Genomic DNA, 16,425 nt, shown 5'->3' on the forward strand with positions numbered 1-16,425 from the left:
TTTAGTAAAAATTAACTTTTATCGTTTGACTAACTGACTCCACGCTAGCATAGTTTAAAAATTTAGACAAGGTCGAATTGGTAGTTGCTAAATCGCTAATTTAGATATATTTTTATACAATTAGTTGTCATGAAATTGTCTACAAATGAGATCTGCCAAAAAAAAGTCCTATTTACTCTTAACAATTGTGTTTTTCTTCTGGTATGCCCAATATATCTATATTCCTTATCAAACGCCTTATCTGGCTGCGATAAGCTTGTCGACGCAATTTATTGGTATCGTGATCAGTGCTTACGGCATTTCACAATTAGTGTTACGCCTTCCGGTGGGCTTAATCGCTAATGTTAAAGAGAAGCATAAAGCGTTTATTATCGTGGGATGTTTCTTAGCCGGTTTTGCCTCAGTTATTCGCATAATACAGCCCAATGGCATGGGATTTTTAATCGGTAATATTATTTCTGGCTTTGCCAGTGCTATGTGGATTTCATTTATGGTGCTGTTTTTAGGATTCTATCCCAAATCCAAAAGGGGGTATGCCACCAGTTTGATTATTATGGTAAACAATTTAGGGATCTTCCTGGCCTTTTTAACCGGTATGCTATTTTTTGATTTTTGCGGCATGAAATTTATCTGTTTACTCAGTTGTTTAAGCGGTTTAATTGCCTTTATATTAGCAACCCAACTTAAATACCCTGAAAAAATACATCATCATTTTCAATATCACCATTTATTTAAAGTCTTTTTTAATTCTAAGTTACTCTTTTTTTCGTTATTGGCGCTTATTCAGCAGGGTATACAAATGTCTACTACCATGTCTTTTACCAATCAGATATTGAGTGAACTGGGCGCAAACTCTGCAATGATTGGTCTGTCTGCCATTATTTATATGTTATCTTCGGTCTTATTTGCCAAACTCGGCGCCAGTAAGTGGATCGATCGATTAAGTGTATCGGTTTGGATTATGCTCGCTTTTCTGCTTTTGGCGCTGTATTGCGCCTTAGTTCCTATTGTGGCATCGAGTTATTTAATTTTACTGCTCCAGATCATTCCCGGTATGGCAACAGGTATTTTGTTCTCATTGTTAACTTTTGAAGCGATGAGCGATATTCCGGCAGATGTTCGCTCGGCGGCAATGGGCTTATTTCAAGCAATTTATGCCTTAGGGATGACGCTATTTCCGGTGATTGTTGGTTATGTCAGCTTGCAATATTCAATGACTTTAGCTTATTTTATTTTAGCCATAAGCGCTGTGTTGGGCGCGGTTTTGTACTGTTTTTACGTTAAAAGACAACCAGCAAAATAGGGAATGGCAAAAGCGGCTAAACTGTAAGCAACCAATTATGCTCTTATTCTATCAACGGATATTTACGATGATTTAAGCATTTGGGTATTGAGACAATAACCACGTAATAGCAATCAAATCGGCCGAACCGCCAGGGCTTAAATTGCGTTTTATTAGCTCAAGATCGAGCTTATATAGGTTTTCTCGCCCATGATGATCAACCATTCCACCTTGATCAATCAAAGTTTTAGCGTGTTGTTGAACATAGTTTAATCCTTCAAGCCCGCCACGAGAGACAAGATTGGTGTCTTGGTTAAAAGCCAGTAAATATAATAAAGCTTGTAATAAGCTAGTCTCTTCATCGTAACCGCGGTTTATCATCTGTTGATATATTGGCAGTGATACTTGTCGAACTGTGGCATAACCTGATTCAGCTTCTCCGCGGGCACCGGCTAAATTGTGGCGTTTAAACAGCTTTTCACCGACGGAATGTGTCGGGTTGTTTTGTTTAAGTTCGTTATTGACGATACCTTGACAGATAGTGGCGACTTGCTCACAGATACTTTGTGCATTAAGTGGCAAGCCTTGCTGTTCAATTCGACCAATAGCACCGAGTAATAAACCAAAAGCGAAAATGCCTCCTTTGTGGGTATTGACTTGATGCGTTGCGTCAAACATCGCTTTTTCACATTGTAATCCAATCGGTCTAATGCCCGATAAAAATTGGTTAACCGGCATATTAGCGGTGTTTTTACCGTATTGGTAAAACTGTTCAAACCAATGTGTAATGGCTTGAATACTGGAAATGAAGGTTTGAAAATCCATATCCCGATGTGCGCCATTATTGTTCATATCCACCAGACCGGGTTTAGGTGACAGGCAAATTTCTTTAATTAACGCCTTAATCGCAAGCTGTGTCGCCGGGCTTAAATTTTTATTATCAATTATTTTGGCTTCCAATAAAGCCACTTGCTGTGAGTAATCACTCATTGTCTGTGTTACCTTGCGGGTTTTAATGCCTTGCTGTGCAAAATTAACGATTTTCAATTAATTTAAGTTAACAGCAAAGTTTGGTTACCCCAGTTAATATATTTGCGGGTTATTACCTTCGAGCTTGCCAGCTTATTAGATACTATAAGCTGGCGTTATCACTTTAAAAATCGTGTTGTGATTGGGTTGCTAAAACTTCACGATTACCATTATGACTAGGCGGACTAATAATGCCTTCCAGCTCCATTTGCTCAACTATGCGAGCCGCTCGATTATAGCCGATTCTAAATTTTCGTTGAACGCTAGAGATTGAAGCCCGACGTGTTTCAACAACGAAAGCCACAACCTGATCAAATAATGGATCGAGCTCTTCATCAATACCGTCTAAGCTGCTACTTTCACTGTCATCGGTTGAAACGGTCACGTTTTCAATATATTTTGGTGTGCCACGTGCTTTCCAATCTTGTACAACGGCATGAACTTCTTCATCACGGACAAACGCACCATGAACACGAATTGGTATAGAGCTATTGGGTGCCAAATAAAGCATATCCCCCATACCAAGCAAGGATTCGGCGCCCATTTGATCTAAAATCGTGCGTGAGTCAATTTTACTCGAAACGGTAAAAGCAATACGAGTTGGAATGTTAGCTTTAATTAAACCGGTAATGACATCAACCGACGGTCGCTGGGTGGCTAAGACAAGGTGAATACCGGCCGCCCGTGCTTTTTGCGCCAGTCTTGCGATTAACTCTTCGACTTTTTTACCTACCGCCATAATTAAGTCAGCAAACTCATCAACCATAACAACGATATACGGTAATTTTTCCAATGTTGGCATGTTCAGATCCATGCTGTCGGTTGGTTTCCATAATGGATCGGGGATTGGTCGACCCATTTCTTCAGCCAGTTTGATTTTTTCGTTGTAACCGGCAATGTTACGTACCCCTAAAAATGACATTAAGCGATAACGTCTTTCCATTTCATTGACACACCAATTTAGCGCATTGGCCGCATCTTTCATATCGGTAACCACTTGAGTGAGTAAGTGAGGGATGCCTTCATAAATAGACAGCTCAAGCATTTTAGGGTCAATCATGATAAAGCGAACATCTTCCGGCTGTGATTTATATAAAATACTTAAAATCATTGCATTAACGCCGACTGATTTACCGGATCCGGTGGTACCTGCCACTAACAGATGTGGCATTTTGGCCAAATCCGCCACCACCGATTGTCCGGCGATATCTTTACCTAGCACAACAGTTAGTGGTGATTGGGCATTTTTAAATTGTGGGCTATCAAGCACTTCCCTAAAATAGACGGTTTGACGGTTTTTATTTGGTAGTTCGATACCGACATAAGGTTTGCCGGGAATCACTTCAACCACACGCACCGACGGCATTGACAAAGAGCGAGCCAGATCACGATCTAACGTCGAAATACGGGCAGCTTTAATCCCCGGCGCCAGTTCGATTTCAAAACGAGTGATGACCGGACCCGGCATATAATCAACCACTTTGGCTTTAACACGATAGTCAGCTAAGCTTTTTTCAATTAATTCAGCCATGGCATTTAAGGCAGCATGGTCGACTTCAATTCGAGTCGTTGGCGGTGCGGTCAATAAATTCAAAGACGGCAATGGTGTGGTTGGTTTTGCCCGTGGCGTATCATCCCGCCTGAGTAATGGATGAATTAAGCTATCTTGCTCATCGTCCGCTATCGGCTCAAACGTCTGAACTTTTTCATCGGTGGTTTCGACTTGATAGATATCTTCAATAACCGGATTTTCTTTTTTCAGTAAATCTATATCCACATCGGTGGCTGGTATCCGCTCAGGTAGCTCAACATCCGTCATGATTTGGGGCGTGATGAATAGTGGCTCAGGCTCGTCGGCTGAGAGTTCGATGATAGGATCAAATGCACTCTGTTCATTCTCTTCGTCAATCTCACTATCATGTTGTAATGTGATGGACGGTTGATTATCATTCATGATAAACAAAGGTTTACTTGGCGCATCAGAAATAGTGTATTTGTCGTGCTCAAAAGGGTCTACCGTTGCTGATTTGTTTAGTTGAATTTGTTCAACTAACGATTTTACTGAATCAGAATCACGTTCTTTCATATTTTGTAAAATCGATTCAATGCGAGTTAATATATCATCAGATTCTAGTTGGTTTTGCGTTTTATTTGAACTATCTTCAGCAGCAGCTAGCGATCTGGCATTAAGCTCTTGCAGCGCCTTGACTAACTCCATTGTTGTTTGTTTAAGTTTGTCATCTTCCGTTTTAGGCGATAAGGTTGCTTCGGTTTGGGGTTGTTTATCAATCTTAATTGTAGCCTCAGCTTGCTGATCATCAACCTTGATATTAAGAGGGGCAGTTTGTTGGATATTGACTGCATCATGATCAAACGGGATAGTAAACTGAGGATCCTGCTCTTGTTCGGCTGACTGTGGGTTTTCTGGCGCATCATTTTCATCGTCAGCAACGTGTCTTGTTTTACGTAATGAAAATAACCATCTAATTGGTGATAACAACAGCATAACCAGCGCACCTAATTTTTCTATTAGATACAACCATGAAAGCCCGGTTAATAGTGTGACACAGGCAAAGCTGGTTGCCAGTAAAACCAGTGAGGTGACAAGGTTGCTCATCACCGGTAACAGACTTTCAATAACGATTGAACCTAAATAACCGCCGGCTTCAAATTGTTCGGCATCTTGAATATTTAAGGCAAAAAAACCAGTGGAACTGAAAATAAACGCTAAAATACCAATAATTCGAAATGAGACACTAAAATAGTTAATCGGATCATTGGCATGCCGATAAAAATAGTGCATTAATTGCAGACAAAAGAAAATAAAAATTACGGGTATGCTAAAAGCCACAAAGCCCAAAAATTGGAATAACACATCGGAAACATAAGCACCGAGATAACCGCCAAAATTGCTTATCGGTGTATGCCAAGCGGTGCGAGACCAGCCCGGATCAGAGGGATTGTAAGTAAACAGCGATAAAAATAAGCAAACGGATAACCCTATTATCGTTAATAGAATCAGTTGCGCTATAATCTGCCTTCTCGTAATTTTTGACTTTTTCAAACACGTACCTAAATAGCGATTTTCAGTTAAAATTATTGGCATTTTACCATATATTGTGCCCTCTGAGAGAGGGAATAAAACATAAAAACGAATTTATTATTGGACTAATTGGTCATCGCAACTAAAGTTTGTTTAAACCGTTTGCCATTTTCGACGTATCTGTTGGCATTTTCAATATTGGCTTGAATTTCGGCATCGGTCAATTTGCGGATAATTTTAGCCGGCGAGCCCATGATAAGACAACCTTCTTCATAAGGTAAACTGTGGGTGACAAGTGAGCCTGCTCCAACCAGACAATTTTTAGCAATTTTAGCATTGTTTAAAATGGTGCTGCCCATACCAATTAAGGCATTATCTTCGATAGTGCAACTATGCAAAATCACATTATGCCCAATAGTGACATTTTCACCGACAACACAAGGAATATCTGTTTCAATATGAATCGTTGTATTATCTTGAACATTGCTATTTTTACCAATATAAATTGCGGCGATATCACCACGCAAAACAGCATTAAACCAAATTGATACGCCGGATGCTATTTCGACATTACCGATAATATCGGCCGAATTTGCGATAAAACAGTCGGAGGCAATGTTAGGGCGTAAATTATCGAGTTGATAGATCATGATTCTTTCCTTTTGATGTTTTTCACCGTCAAGTATAAACCAACTGCTAAAAAGTTACATATCACCATTGAGCCAACCATGAGCCATTCACTCATATTATCATTAACCGCAACACTATTATGCGTTGAAACTAAGCTCGAAAGGATTACACCGATTGCGCCGGCAACCGCAAAACGAAGCGTGCCGGCCAGTGATGAGGCGGTTCCTGCGATATGTGAATAAAGGTCTAAGATAACCGCCATGCTATTGCCACCAATGGTTGACATACAGCCAATATAACCGGCAACACAAATCACTAAACAGACAAAGCCTAAATTACATAAGGTTATAATTGCCAGTCCAATTGCCATAATAAATTGGATTAATAACCCTAACTGCATCATCTTAATGGCGCCTACACGTTTTACTAAACGGCTATTGAGGGTATTCATAAATACCATAACTAAAATATTGAGCGCAAAATAGTAACCAAAATTGATTGCTGCAACGCCATGTAAGTTCATATACACAAAAGGCCCTAAACTTAAAAATGAAAACAGGCCGGCGCCGGAAAATGCACCAATCATCATATAAGTAAATACTTGCCTGTGACGGAATAGGGTAATGAAGTTACTCAATATACGCCTTAAGCTAAATTTACTGCGTTTAACTTTAGGTAGTGTTTCGGGAATGGTTGTGAATACTAAAATGATTGACACAAGGGCGATGAAACTTAAGCTATAAAAGTTAGCCTGCCAATTGAACCAATACAAAATAAAACCGCCAATAATCGGGGCGAGTAGTGGGGCAACATTGGAGATTAACATCACAAATGACATCATTTTGGAAAATTCATCACGATCACGAAAGATATCTTTCATTAAGGCATTTACTACAATAGCAATTGCCGCAGCCGCAATACCATGGAAGAAGCGAGCCGTAATTAACTGATGAATCGTTGCGGCTATCGCACAGCAAAATGCCGCCACAAAGAAGATAGTTAATCCGGCAATTAATACCTTACGGCGACCATAACTGTCGGTCAGTGGACCAAATAATAGCTGCCCGACTGAGAAGCCTAATAAATAGCAACTAATCGTTAACTGCACCGTTGCATCAGCAACATTAAACCGCTGGGCGATAGTTGGCATACTGGGTAAGTACATATCTATCGAAAGCGGCATTAACATAGACAGTAATCCAAGAATAAAAATGAGTGCGCTTTTCGAAATCTTAATTGCTACGGGTTGATCAGTATTTTGCACGAACTTTTTCCTTTATGGATTTTAATTTACAACATTATTTAAATACCATTAATTAATCGTAAGCGCTTATTGGTTTCGCATGACAATTTTATTAATAGGTTTTTATTTGATTAATAATATGATTCGATATTAACTAAATGAATTGATTTCATCTTGTGTTAGTAAGCGATATTCGCCTTCGGGTATATCAAGAATGATATTGCCAATTTGCTTGCGATGCAATGCAATCACATGATTATTTACTGCCGCAAACATCCGTTTAACTTGATGATAGCGGCCTTCGCTAATCGTCAATTCGGCATGATAATCATCAATAATCGTTAACTGCGCCGGTTTAGTTAGTGACTTCTCACTTTTTAACTTAATACCCTTTGCAAATAGTTCAATCAGATCAGGGCTTAGCGGCTGTTCGACGGTAACTTCATACACTTTTTGGCAATGGTGTTTAGGCGAGGTGATACGGTGTGACCACTTACCATCATCGGTTAACAGTACAAGTCCGGTTGTATCAAGATCTAATCGACCCGCTGCATGCAGTTTTTCCGGCATGGGTTCATCAATAAAATAGAGTATGGTTGGATGATCCGGATCATCAGTTGAGCAGACATAGCCTTGAGGCTTATTGAGCATAAAATAACGATTTTCAATAACCGGGGTAATGATATAGCCGTCATACTCAACTTGTTGCTGTGGAGTAAGCTGATAGGCACCGGATTTAATAATTTCACCGTCAACGGTGACTTTTTTGGCTTTTAATTCTTTACCAACAATGGTACGGCTAATGCCTAAATGGTGAGCGAGAAATTTATCTAATCGCATAATTTTTTATCATTCCTATAATGCACTAACAGGGGTATATATATCAAACCGGTGGTTTTTGGTTTTAATCTCAGCGGTAGGTTTTTCATTAGCTAAAAAGGGCGCATAGTCCGGTCTTTTTACTACAACCCGTTTTTGAGCCAGTCGCCTTGCCGGTTCAAGTAAACTATCAGCATCACTATCACTGCCCACTAAATGCTGAAAAACGCGCATCTCCTTTTTGACCAGCGCACTTTTTTGCCGATGTGGAAACATCGGATCAAGATAAACGACATCGGGCTTATCGGTATAACAATCAAGGCCGTCGATACTCGAGTGATAGATAAGCTGTAAATGCTGTGCCAGCCACTGACCGATAGTTGGGTCTTGATAGGCACGCTTTAAACCGTCAGCCAACAGGGCGGCAACGACCGGATGCCTTTCAAACATTGTCACATGACAGCCAATTGAAGCTAATACAAATGCATCACGACCAAGCCCGGCTGTTGCATCAATCACTTTGGGAAGATAACTGCCTTTAACCCCCACCGCTTTGGCAATTGCTTCGCCCCGACCTCCACCAAATTGACGACGATGCGCCATTGCGCCTGACACAAAATCAACCGTAATGGCACTGAGTTTTGGCTCATCAGTTTTTTTTAACGCAAGTTGCTGATTTTGATACGTCAGTGCGAATGGCAGATCGGTATGGTGAGATAACCACTGCTCAGCTAATGGGATTAGCTGAGCTAAATTCGAACTAGGAGATACCATAATGATGTAGTAGTGCCTCTAGCTGTGGCTCACGTCCACGGAAGTTTTTAAACAGCGTCATCGGCTCGTCACTGCCACCTTGTGACAAGATGTGATCAAGGAAAGCATTACCGGTTTTGGTATTGAAGATGCCTTCTTCTTCGAAGCGTGAAAAAGCATCGGCAGATAGCACTTCAGCCCATAAGTAACTGTAATAACCTGCTGCATAACCGCCGGCAAAAATGTGACTAAATGCATGCGGGAATCGTCCCCAGTCAACTGTTGGCACAACCGCCACTTGTTGTCTAACTTGTGCCAATGTGTCAAGTATGTCGGCGTCTTTCTGTGAGTGTAATTTAAAGTCAAATAGCCCGAACTCTAACTGACGTAAAATAAACAGTGCCGCTTGATAATTTTTGGCATCTAACATTTTTTCAAGCATTTGCGTTGGTAACGGTTCACCGGTTTGATAATGACCGGAGATAAATGCCAATGCTTGCGGTTGCCAGCACCAGTTTTCTAAAAATTGACTCGGCAGCTCAACCGCATCCCATGGCACACCATTAATACCGGCCACCGATGATACATCAATTTCGGTTAGCATATGGTGAAGACCGTGACCAAACTCATGGAATAAGGTTGTTACTTCATTATGGGTAAAGAGTGCCGGTTTATCACCAACCGGGCGATTAAAATTACAGGTTAAATAAGCAACCGGTTTTTGTACCTGACCGTCCGCAAAACGCATCCGGCCAATACAATCATCCATCCAGGCGCCACCACGTTTATGCTCACGAGCATATAAATCTAAGTAAAAGCTACCTTTCAACTCACCGTTGGCATCATAAAGATCGTAGAATTTGACTTGCGGATCCCACACTTCAACGCCATGACGCTCTTTGGCAGTAATACCGAAGATGCGATGAACAACTTCAAATAAGCCGTTAATGACACGTTGCTCCGGAAAATAGGGGCGCAATTGTTCGTCATCGATCGAGTATAAATACTGTTTTTGCTTTTCGCTGTAATATGCAATATCCCATGGTTGAATATCACTTGCGCCAAAAAATTCATAAGCGTAACGTTTTAAATCGGCCAGCTCTCTTTCGCCTTGCGGTTTGGCTTTGTTAGCAAGATCGGTTAAAAACGCTATAACTTGCGAGGTTGATTGTGCCATTTTGGTGGCTAAGGATTTATCGGCATAAGTGTCAAAACCGAGTAATTTAGCCAATTCATCACGTAATGCTAAAATCTGTTTGATGATTTGGGTGTTATCCCATTTGCCGGCATTTGGACCTTGATCAGAAGCACGAGTATTATAGGCTTGATAAAATTCAAAACGTAAATCTCGATTATCACAATAGGTCATGACAGGTATGTAACTAGGCATATCAAGGGTTAATAACCAGCCTTCTTGTCCTTTCGCTGTCGCTTGCTGCTTAGCTGCACTAAGCGCACTTTCCGGTAAGCCCGCTAGCTGATTAATATCGGTAATTAATTTTGACCAACCCATAGTGGCATCAAGCACATTATTACTATATTGTGATGAAAGTTCGGAAAGTTTCGCTACAATTTCACCATAGCGTTTTTGCTTATCATCCGGTAATCCGATTCCCGATAGATCAAAATCACGCAGGGCATTGTCGATCACTTTTTTTTGTGCTTTAGAAAGGGTGTTGTAGTGCTCACTTTGTTTTAGCTGTTTATAGGCTTGGTAAAGCGGTTTGTGTTGACCAACCCAGGTACTGTATTGTGAAAGCAGTGGTAAGCAAGCTTCATAAGCTTGACGTAGCTCAGGGCTGTTTTTCACTGAATTGAGATGACTAACAGGAGACCATGCCCGGCCAAATTTTTCGTCCATTTCATCAATCGGTTGAATTAAATTGTCCCATGTATATTCACTATTTTGTTTAAGTACTGTCTCAATGGTATTGCGACAATTGTCTAAAGTCTGTTTTATGGCTGGTAATACGTGTTCAGGCTTAATCTGTGAAAATAGCGGAAGAGGTGCATCTGTTAGTAATGGGTTTGTCATGTTGCGATACCTTATGCATTGATTTCGTCTATAGATAGAACGTAATTTAATGGCAAAAAAGGGCTATTGAAGTCTATTCTAATCATCGAATAACTTATAAGCCCATTAGTTTTCTTTCACGTTGCCATTCAGTGGGTGTATAAGTTTTAATTGATAATGCATGAATACGATTATCGTTAATAAACTCAGCTAATGGCGCATAAATTGCTTGTTGTTTTTTTACCCTGCTTAATTGCCCAAAAAAGTCGGCAACAGCAATAACCTGAAAATGACTTCCGTCAGTTGTCATGACATGAAGATCATCAAGATTAAGTGAACTGTTTAATTTATCAATGATTTGTTGTTTATCCATTATTAAAACTCATTGTTGTTAATGATTATAGTGACGTGCCGTCAAGATCTTTCAGAAATTGTATACGTTTAAGTAAAAAACCTAATTTAATCGGCGATAACCGGCTGCAAATCATACAGCGCAATTAAGGTTTGTAGCTGAGGGTTTATGCCGATTAGTTTCGTTCCATACTTAATGCAAAAGTAGACGAGTGTCGCAAGTCCCGAAGAGTCAACCCGACTAAGTTGTGCTACGTCGATACTGTCAGTACCAATAAAGAGCGAATCTGGCTTTGACCACAAATCATTTAATGAGTGAGCATCAAGCTCACCAATTAAATGTAATACTGTTTGTTGCTTTTCTACTTGAATTTGCGACATGTTCAACTAACCTTTTGGTTTGGCGTTAGGATCGATTTTACGATTGGATAGGTCGATTAACTGTTTTGTTAACGCATCGATACCTTCCTGACGTAAAGTGGTAGACCATTCGTTTTGCTTAGTGGTAATCATACTGACCCCTTCAGCAATCAAATCATAAGCTTGCCATTGACCGGTAACGGTGTTTTTGCGCCATTGGAAATCGATACGAATCGGTTGTTGGCTCTTATCCGGTTGAATAAGTAATACACGAATTGATATCAAGTTTTTACCGGTTAAATCTTTTGCGGATTCAACTTCATACTGTTGACCATTGTATAGGGTTAATGCTTGGGCAAAAGCTTGCACTAAGTAGCCTTCAAATGCATCAAAATAAGCTGTACGTTGAGCGTCGGTTGCTGATTTGTAGTAGTTACCTAAAATCAGTGCACCAGCATATCTTACTTGGACATAAGGTAATAAATCTGTTCGTACAATATCTTTTAATTTATCCGGATTGGCTTTTAAGGTTGCCGCTTGTGCTTTCATTGTGCCGAAGATTTTATCAGCGGCTACTTGCATATCTTGATACGGATTGTTTTCAGCCAGTACTAGGCTACTAAATAATAAAGCGAAGACTAATACTAGGGCTTGCTTAAATTTGGTTAACATGTGAACTCCTTACTTGTTATTTGTTTTCTGTATTTTCTGTATTTTCGGTTTTATTTTTGTCAGATGAACCAACTGAGTAAAGGAATTTTCCGATTAAATCCTCGATGACCATAGCCGGTATTGTGTTATGTATTACAAAACCTTCTTCGAAATAAGGGGGTTGTTTGTCTTTACTCGGGTTAACCGGTGTAGAATTATTTGCAGAATAGGAATCGATATCAAATACGGTTTGATTATCAAAACTTAAATTGATATCGATGTATTGCTCACCTAAAAGACCGGATGTTTTTATTGATAGTGAGCTTGAACTAGGGATTTTGTCATATGATGTATCAATATCCATTGTGACATAAGGTTTATATTGTTCAGCATCGGTTGATTGTAATGTAATGTTACTTACTCGCCCAATCACCACGCCACCAATTTTTATCGGTGATTTGACTTTTAATCCGCCAATATTATCAAATATCGCATAGACACGATAAGAGTTATGACTGACAAATGATGTCGGGTCAGTGACTCTAAAGCATAAAAATAATACTGATGCAATGACCAGTAGCATAAATAATCCAACTGTAATTTCAACTTTACGACTCATGTTTAATGACCTCAATGACTAAACATTAATGCGGTTAGAATAAAATCTAACCCCAAAATAACTAATGATGAATAGACAACAGTATTGGTTGTTGCCCGACTAATTCCTTCTGATGTTGGTACACAGTCATAACCATTAAAAAGTGCAATCCAAGTACTGGCAATTGCAAATGCAAAGCTTTTAACAAAACAGTTACCTAAATCATGCCACCAATCAACGTTGTTTTGAATCGATGACCAAAAAAATCCGGAATCAATACCTTTCCATTCAACACCCACAAGCACGCCGCCCAGTATTCCGACGGTGACAAATATAGCGGTTAAAAAAGGCATGCTAAAAAATCCAGCCCAAAAACGTGGTGCAATAATCCGTCTTAGGGGGTCAATTGCCATCATTTCCATACTTGATAACTGTTCTGTGGCTTTCATTAAGCCAATTTCAGCGGTTAACGCTGAACCGGCTCGCCCGGCAAACAGTAATCCGGCAACCACAGGTCCTAACTCACGAAGTAGCGCAAGGGCTACCATCATCCCGAGGCTGGCTTCGGCACCAAATGTGGTAAGAATAAAATAACCTTGTAACGCCAATACCATGCCGATAAACAGACCCGATACAATAATAATTGTCAGTGATTGTACGCCGACAAAATAGAATTGTTTGATCAGCAGTGGGAATTGCTTTTTAAATTGTGGACGACCAATGAGCGCACCAAATAGCATCACACCTGAACGACCCAGCATTGCGATAGTATTAATGACTGATTGCCCCAGTTTCGCAATTAAATTCAACATTATTTTGCACCTCTGCTTAGGTCTAATTTGTAATCATCTGCTGGATAATGGAATGGCACAGGGCCGTCAGCTAAGCCTTCAAGAAACTGTTTCACACGTAGATCCGGGTTGTCTCGAAGTTGCTGTGATGTTCCACCGGCAATGATATGTTGTTCTGCAATAATATAGGCATAATCAGCTATACTTAGTACTTCTTTAACATCATGGCTTACCACAATGCAGGTTAAGCCTAGTGATTGGTTGATTTCGGCGATGAGTTTGACAATCACGCCCATTGAGATAGGGTCTTGACCGGCAAAAGGTTCGTCGAACATGATTAAGTCTGGGTCAAGCGCAATTGCTCTGGCTAGCGCTGCACGCCGAGCCATACCGCCGGATAATTCCGAAGGCATCATATGCGCTGCGCCTCGTAGTCCGACCGCTTGTAATTTCATCAGAACTAAATTATGCAATACCGGTTCGGGTAAGTTGAGATGTTCACGCAATGGGTAAGCCACATTATCAAAGACATTGAGATCGGTAAATAATGCGCCCGATTGAAATAACATACTCATGCGTTTACGCACTTCATATAATCTTGAACGTGACATACTGGGAATATCTTCACCGTCAAATAAGATTTGACCGGATTGTGGTTTAAGCTGACCACCAATAAGCCTGAGTAGTGTTGTTTTACCAATTCCGGATGGACCCATAATGGCAGTCACTTTGCCTTTTGGCACATTCAGGCTCATATTTTTATAAATAGGTCTTGTTCCCCGATAAAAGGACATATCGTGAATTTCGACTATATTTTGCTGTAATGTGTTTGTCACTATGATTTCCTACACTACCATGATTAAATTTGAAGTTATTTTACTTGATATTTTAGAATAATGAAATCTATTAAACATATAGTTGATTTAACTGACATTTTAGCCAATTTGTCGATATTTTTTGGTAAGTTAGCTTATTTTATCAGCAGTTCCATGCTTTATCACTATTGGTTGGAAATAGTGTTCATTACTATCCTTTATTTTCCCATTATTTTATTAGGGAAAAGTGCTTTTAGCTGGCTTTTCCCTGTTATGTAAATAATGTACGCTAGGATTTTGGTTATTCGTGCCGAGCTTTACGTGCTAAATAGTTTCCTAAACTTTGGACAATTTGAATGACGATAACTAAAATGACCACGCAAATATAGGTCACAGTGGTATCAAAGCGTTGATAACCGTATGATACCGCCAAATCGCCAATACCACCGGCACCGATAGCGCCCGCCATGGCGGTGGCACCAATTAAACCGATTGTGGCAGTTGTTAGGGTTAAAATTAAGGAGCTGAACGCTTCGGGTAAAATAAAATACCAAATAACTTGTACTGGTGTTGCGCCCATAGATTGCGCCGCTTCAATAATCCCACTGTTGACTTCGAGCAGTGAATTTTCAACCAGCCTTGAAATATAAGGCGCCACGTAGCATGTTAAAGGCACAATGGCCGCCGTTGTACCAATTGAGCTACCGACAATCAATTTCGTTAACGGAACAATGGCGACTAATAGAATAATAAAAGGCAGTGAGCGCACCAGATTAATGATTGGATTAATAATGCGATAGACCCGACTATTTTCCAACAGCCCACCCGGACGAGTTGTCACTAAACAGATGCCAAGGGATATGCCAATTAGCGATCCCAATAATAATGCAAAAAACACCATATAAAAGGTATCGTAAGTGGCTTGAATAAACTGATCGACGGTCACTGATGTTGAGAAATTAGTTTTCAGGTAATCACAAATGTTAGTTAATATTTCCATTTAGTTTATCTCCCAATGTTTAATTTCAGTGACTTGTACGCCGTTTTCACGTAAGTAATGCACTGATTGTTCGATGTTTGTTTCACTGCCTTTTAGTTGTACAAACATGCTGCCTAATACCGTTTTTTCAATTTCAGACATATGGGCAAACAGGATATTGACGACAACTTTTTGTTGTAATATCAATGAGTTCATGACCGGCTCAGAAGCAGAACGCCCTAAAAATTCCAGTTTGAATAGTTTGATATTCTCTTTTTTGCCTTCTATCTCTAACAGATTTTCAACGACCCCAGTTGGGATCTGATCGTTAATGACCGAACTGACAAAGTTGCGGGTCGTTTGATGTTTAGGGTGTCCAAACACATCAAGCACATTACCATGTTCAATGATCTGGCCTTTTTCCATCACCGCCACTTTATTGCAAATTTGTTCAATAACATGCATTTCATGGGTAATTAAAACAACGGTTATTTTATACTTTTCGTTGATCTGTTTGATGATGTTTAAAATTGCTTGAGTGGTTTGCGGATCGAGCGCAGAAGTGGCTTCATCACATAGTAAAATAGTTGGGTCGTTGGCTAAAGCTCTGGCAATACCGATGCGCTGTTTTTGCCCGCCGGATAGCTCTTTGGGATAGCTATTGGCTTTATCACTTAATCCAACAAATTCCAGCAGTTCATGGACTTTTTGTTTGATTGTTTGCTTATTTTTTTTATTTAAGATAAGTGGAATTGCCACGTTGTCATATACGGTTTTTGATTCAAGTAAATTGAAGTGTTGGAAGATCATGCCGATTTTTCGTCTGACTTGACGTAATTCACTGTTAGATAGTTGATTTAACAGTTGGTTTTCAATAATAACTTCGCCTTGAGTGGGTTTTTCAAGAAAATTGATCAATCGCACTAAGGTGCTTTTACCGGCGCCGCTATAACCGATGATGCCATAAATATCGCCTTTATCGATAGTTAAATTGATATTGTTTAATGCTTGAGTGGTGATGCCGTTGCGCTCATATTGCTTAGAGACGTTTTCAAATCTTATCATTA

16 protein-coding genes are annotated in these 16,425 nt (G+C 39.9%); 1 reads left to right on the forward strand and 15 read right to left on the reverse strand.

What is annotated here, in order from left to right:
• Window positions 1–145: 145 nt before the first annotated feature.
• Entirely contained in the window at window positions 146–1,303 is a 1,158-nt protein-coding gene (locus tag J3U37_RS05465) for an MFS transporter (RefSeq protein ID WP_220218987.1), read from the forward strand.
• Between the two features lie 72 nt (window positions 1,304–1,375).
• Here the strand turns inward: J3U37_RS05465 and citG are convergent, their stop codons facing one another.
• From citG to J3U37_RS05545, 15 genes are all read right to left on the reverse strand, one after another.
• Window positions 1,376–2,272, reverse strand: coding sequence for a triphosphoribosyl-dephospho-CoA synthase CitG (citG, locus tag J3U37_RS05470; RefSeq protein ID WP_267373702.1), 897 nt, complete (start codon window positions 2,270–2,272; stop codon window positions 1,376–1,378).
• Window positions 2,273–2,435: 163 nt separating this feature from the next.
• Window positions 2,436–5,375: a DNA translocase FtsK 4TM domain-containing protein gene (locus J3U37_RS12135; protein WP_416379986.1), complete on the reverse strand. Its 2,940-nt coding sequence runs from the start codon at window positions 5,373–5,375 to the stop codon at window positions 2,436–2,438.
• Window positions 5,376–5,479: 104 nt separating this feature from the next.
• Window positions 5,480–6,004, reverse strand: a complete 525-nt coding sequence (locus J3U37_RS05485) for a gamma carbonic anhydrase family protein (protein WP_267373704.1) — start codon at window positions 6,002–6,004, stop codon at window positions 5,480–5,482.
• On the reverse strand, window positions 6,001–7,248 hold the full coding sequence (locus J3U37_RS05490; RefSeq protein WP_267373707.1) for a Bcr/CflA family multidrug efflux MFS transporter: 1,248 nt from the start codon (window positions 7,246–7,248) through the stop codon (window positions 6,001–6,003). Before J3U37_RS05490 ends, J3U37_RS05485 begins: the two co-directional genes overlap by 4 nt.
• A 129-nt stretch (window positions 7,249–7,377) precedes the next feature.
• Entirely contained in the window at window positions 7,378–8,067 is a 690-nt protein-coding gene (rsuA, locus tag J3U37_RS05495; RefSeq protein ID WP_267373710.1) for a 16S rRNA pseudouridine(516) synthase RsuA, read from the reverse strand.
• Between the two features lie 15 nt (window positions 8,068–8,082).
• Window positions 8,083–8,820, reverse strand: coding sequence for a class I SAM-dependent methyltransferase (locus tag J3U37_RS05500; protein WP_267373713.1), 738 nt, complete (start codon window positions 8,818–8,820; stop codon window positions 8,083–8,085).
• Window positions 8,807–10,834 (reverse strand): oligopeptidase A, encoded by a 2,028-nt coding sequence (prlC, locus tag J3U37_RS05505; protein WP_267373716.1) that lies wholly within the window; start codon window positions 10,832–10,834, stop codon window positions 8,807–8,809. The genes J3U37_RS05500 and prlC overlap by 14 nt, the downstream gene beginning before the upstream one ends.
• A 94-nt stretch (window positions 10,835–10,928) precedes the next feature.
• A complete protein-coding gene (locus J3U37_RS05510) occupies window positions 10,929–11,186 on the reverse strand; it encodes a BolA family protein (RefSeq protein WP_267328627.1) in 258 nt (85 codons plus the stop codon).
• Between the two features lie 86 nt (window positions 11,187–11,272).
• The gene (locus J3U37_RS05515) at window positions 11,273–11,545 is read right to left on the reverse strand and encodes an STAS domain-containing protein (protein WP_220218996.1); all 273 of its coding nucleotides are present in this window, start codon (window positions 11,543–11,545) and stop codon (window positions 11,273–11,275) included.
• 6 nt (window positions 11,546–11,551) lie between these two features.
• Window positions 11,552–12,196, reverse strand: a complete 645-nt coding sequence (gene mlaC, locus J3U37_RS05520) for a phospholipid-binding protein MlaC (RefSeq protein WP_267373719.1) — start codon at window positions 12,194–12,196, stop codon at window positions 11,552–11,554.
• 16 nt (window positions 12,197–12,212) lie between these two features.
• Window positions 12,213–12,794, reverse strand: coding sequence for an outer membrane lipid asymmetry maintenance protein MlaD (gene mlaD, locus J3U37_RS05525; protein WP_267328626.1), 582 nt, complete (start codon window positions 12,792–12,794; stop codon window positions 12,213–12,215).
• Between the two features lie 11 nt (window positions 12,795–12,805).
• On the reverse strand, window positions 12,806–13,585 hold the full coding sequence (gene mlaE, locus J3U37_RS05530; RefSeq protein ID WP_220218999.1) for a lipid asymmetry maintenance ABC transporter permease subunit MlaE: 780 nt from the start codon (window positions 13,583–13,585) through the stop codon (window positions 12,806–12,808).
• Entirely contained in the window at window positions 13,585–14,400 is an 816-nt protein-coding gene (gene mlaF, locus J3U37_RS05535; protein WP_220219000.1) for a phospholipid ABC transporter ATP-binding protein MlaF, read from the reverse strand. The genes mlaE and mlaF overlap by 1 nt, the downstream gene beginning before the upstream one ends.
• Window positions 14,401–14,680: 280 nt before the next feature.
• Entirely contained in the window at window positions 14,681–15,379 is a 699-nt protein-coding gene (locus tag J3U37_RS05540; RefSeq protein WP_267335504.1) for a methionine ABC transporter permease, read from the reverse strand.
• Entirely contained in the window at window positions 15,380–16,423 is a 1,044-nt protein-coding gene (locus tag J3U37_RS05545) for a methionine ABC transporter ATP-binding protein (protein ID WP_220219002.1), read from the reverse strand.
• Window positions 16,424–16,425: the final 2 nt, after the last annotated feature.

The sequence above is a fragment of the Gilliamella sp. B3172 genome, assembly GCF_026536465.1.
Classification (GTDB): Bacteria; Pseudomonadota; Gammaproteobacteria; order Enterobacterales; family Orbaceae; genus Gilliamella.

Bases quoted from the DNA above. Each gene is read 5' to 3' on its own strand.
- J3U37_RS05465 (WP_220218987.1), top strand. From the start codon at position 146: ATGAGATCTGCCAAAAAAAAGTCCTATTTACTCTTAACAATTGTGTTT.
- citG (WP_267373702.1), bottom strand. From the start codon at position 2,272: ATGAGTGATTACTCACAGCAAGTGGCTTTATTGGAAGCCAAAATAATT.
- J3U37_RS05485 (WP_267373704.1), bottom strand. From the start codon at position 6,004: ATGATCTATCAACTCGATAATTTACGCCCTAACATTGCCTCCGACTGT.
- rsuA (WP_267373710.1), bottom strand. From the start codon at position 8,067: ATGCGATTAGATAAATTTCTCGCTCACCATTTAGGCATTAGCCGTACC.
- J3U37_RS05500 (WP_267373713.1), bottom strand. From the start codon at position 8,820: ATGGTATCTCCTAGTTCGAATTTAGCTCAGCTAATCCCATTAGCTGAG.
- prlC (WP_267373716.1), bottom strand. From the start codon at position 10,834: ATGACAAACCCATTACTAACAGATGCACCTCTTCCGCTATTTTCACAG.
- J3U37_RS05510 (WP_267328627.1), bottom strand. From the start codon at position 11,186: ATGGATAAACAACAAATCATTGATAAATTAAACAGTTCACTTAATCTT.
- J3U37_RS05515 (WP_220218996.1), bottom strand. From the start codon at position 11,545: ATGTCGCAAATTCAAGTAGAAAAGCAACAAACAGTATTACATTTAATT.
- mlaC (WP_267373719.1), bottom strand. From the start codon at position 12,196: ATGTTAACCAAATTTAAGCAAGCCCTAGTATTAGTCTTCGCTTTATTA.
- mlaD (WP_267328626.1), bottom strand. From the start codon at position 12,794: ATGAGTCGTAAAGTTGAAATTACAGTTGGATTATTTATGCTACTGGTC.
- mlaE (WP_220218999.1), bottom strand. From the start codon at position 13,585: ATGTTGAATTTAATTGCGAAACTGGGGCAATCAGTCATTAATACTATC.
- J3U37_RS05540 (WP_267335504.1), bottom strand. From the start codon at position 15,379: ATGGAAATATTAACTAACATTTGTGATTACCTGAAAACTAATTTCTCA.
- J3U37_RS05545 (WP_220219002.1), bottom strand. From the start codon at position 16,423: ATGATAAGATTTGAAAACGTCTCTAAGCAATATGAGCGCAACGGCATC.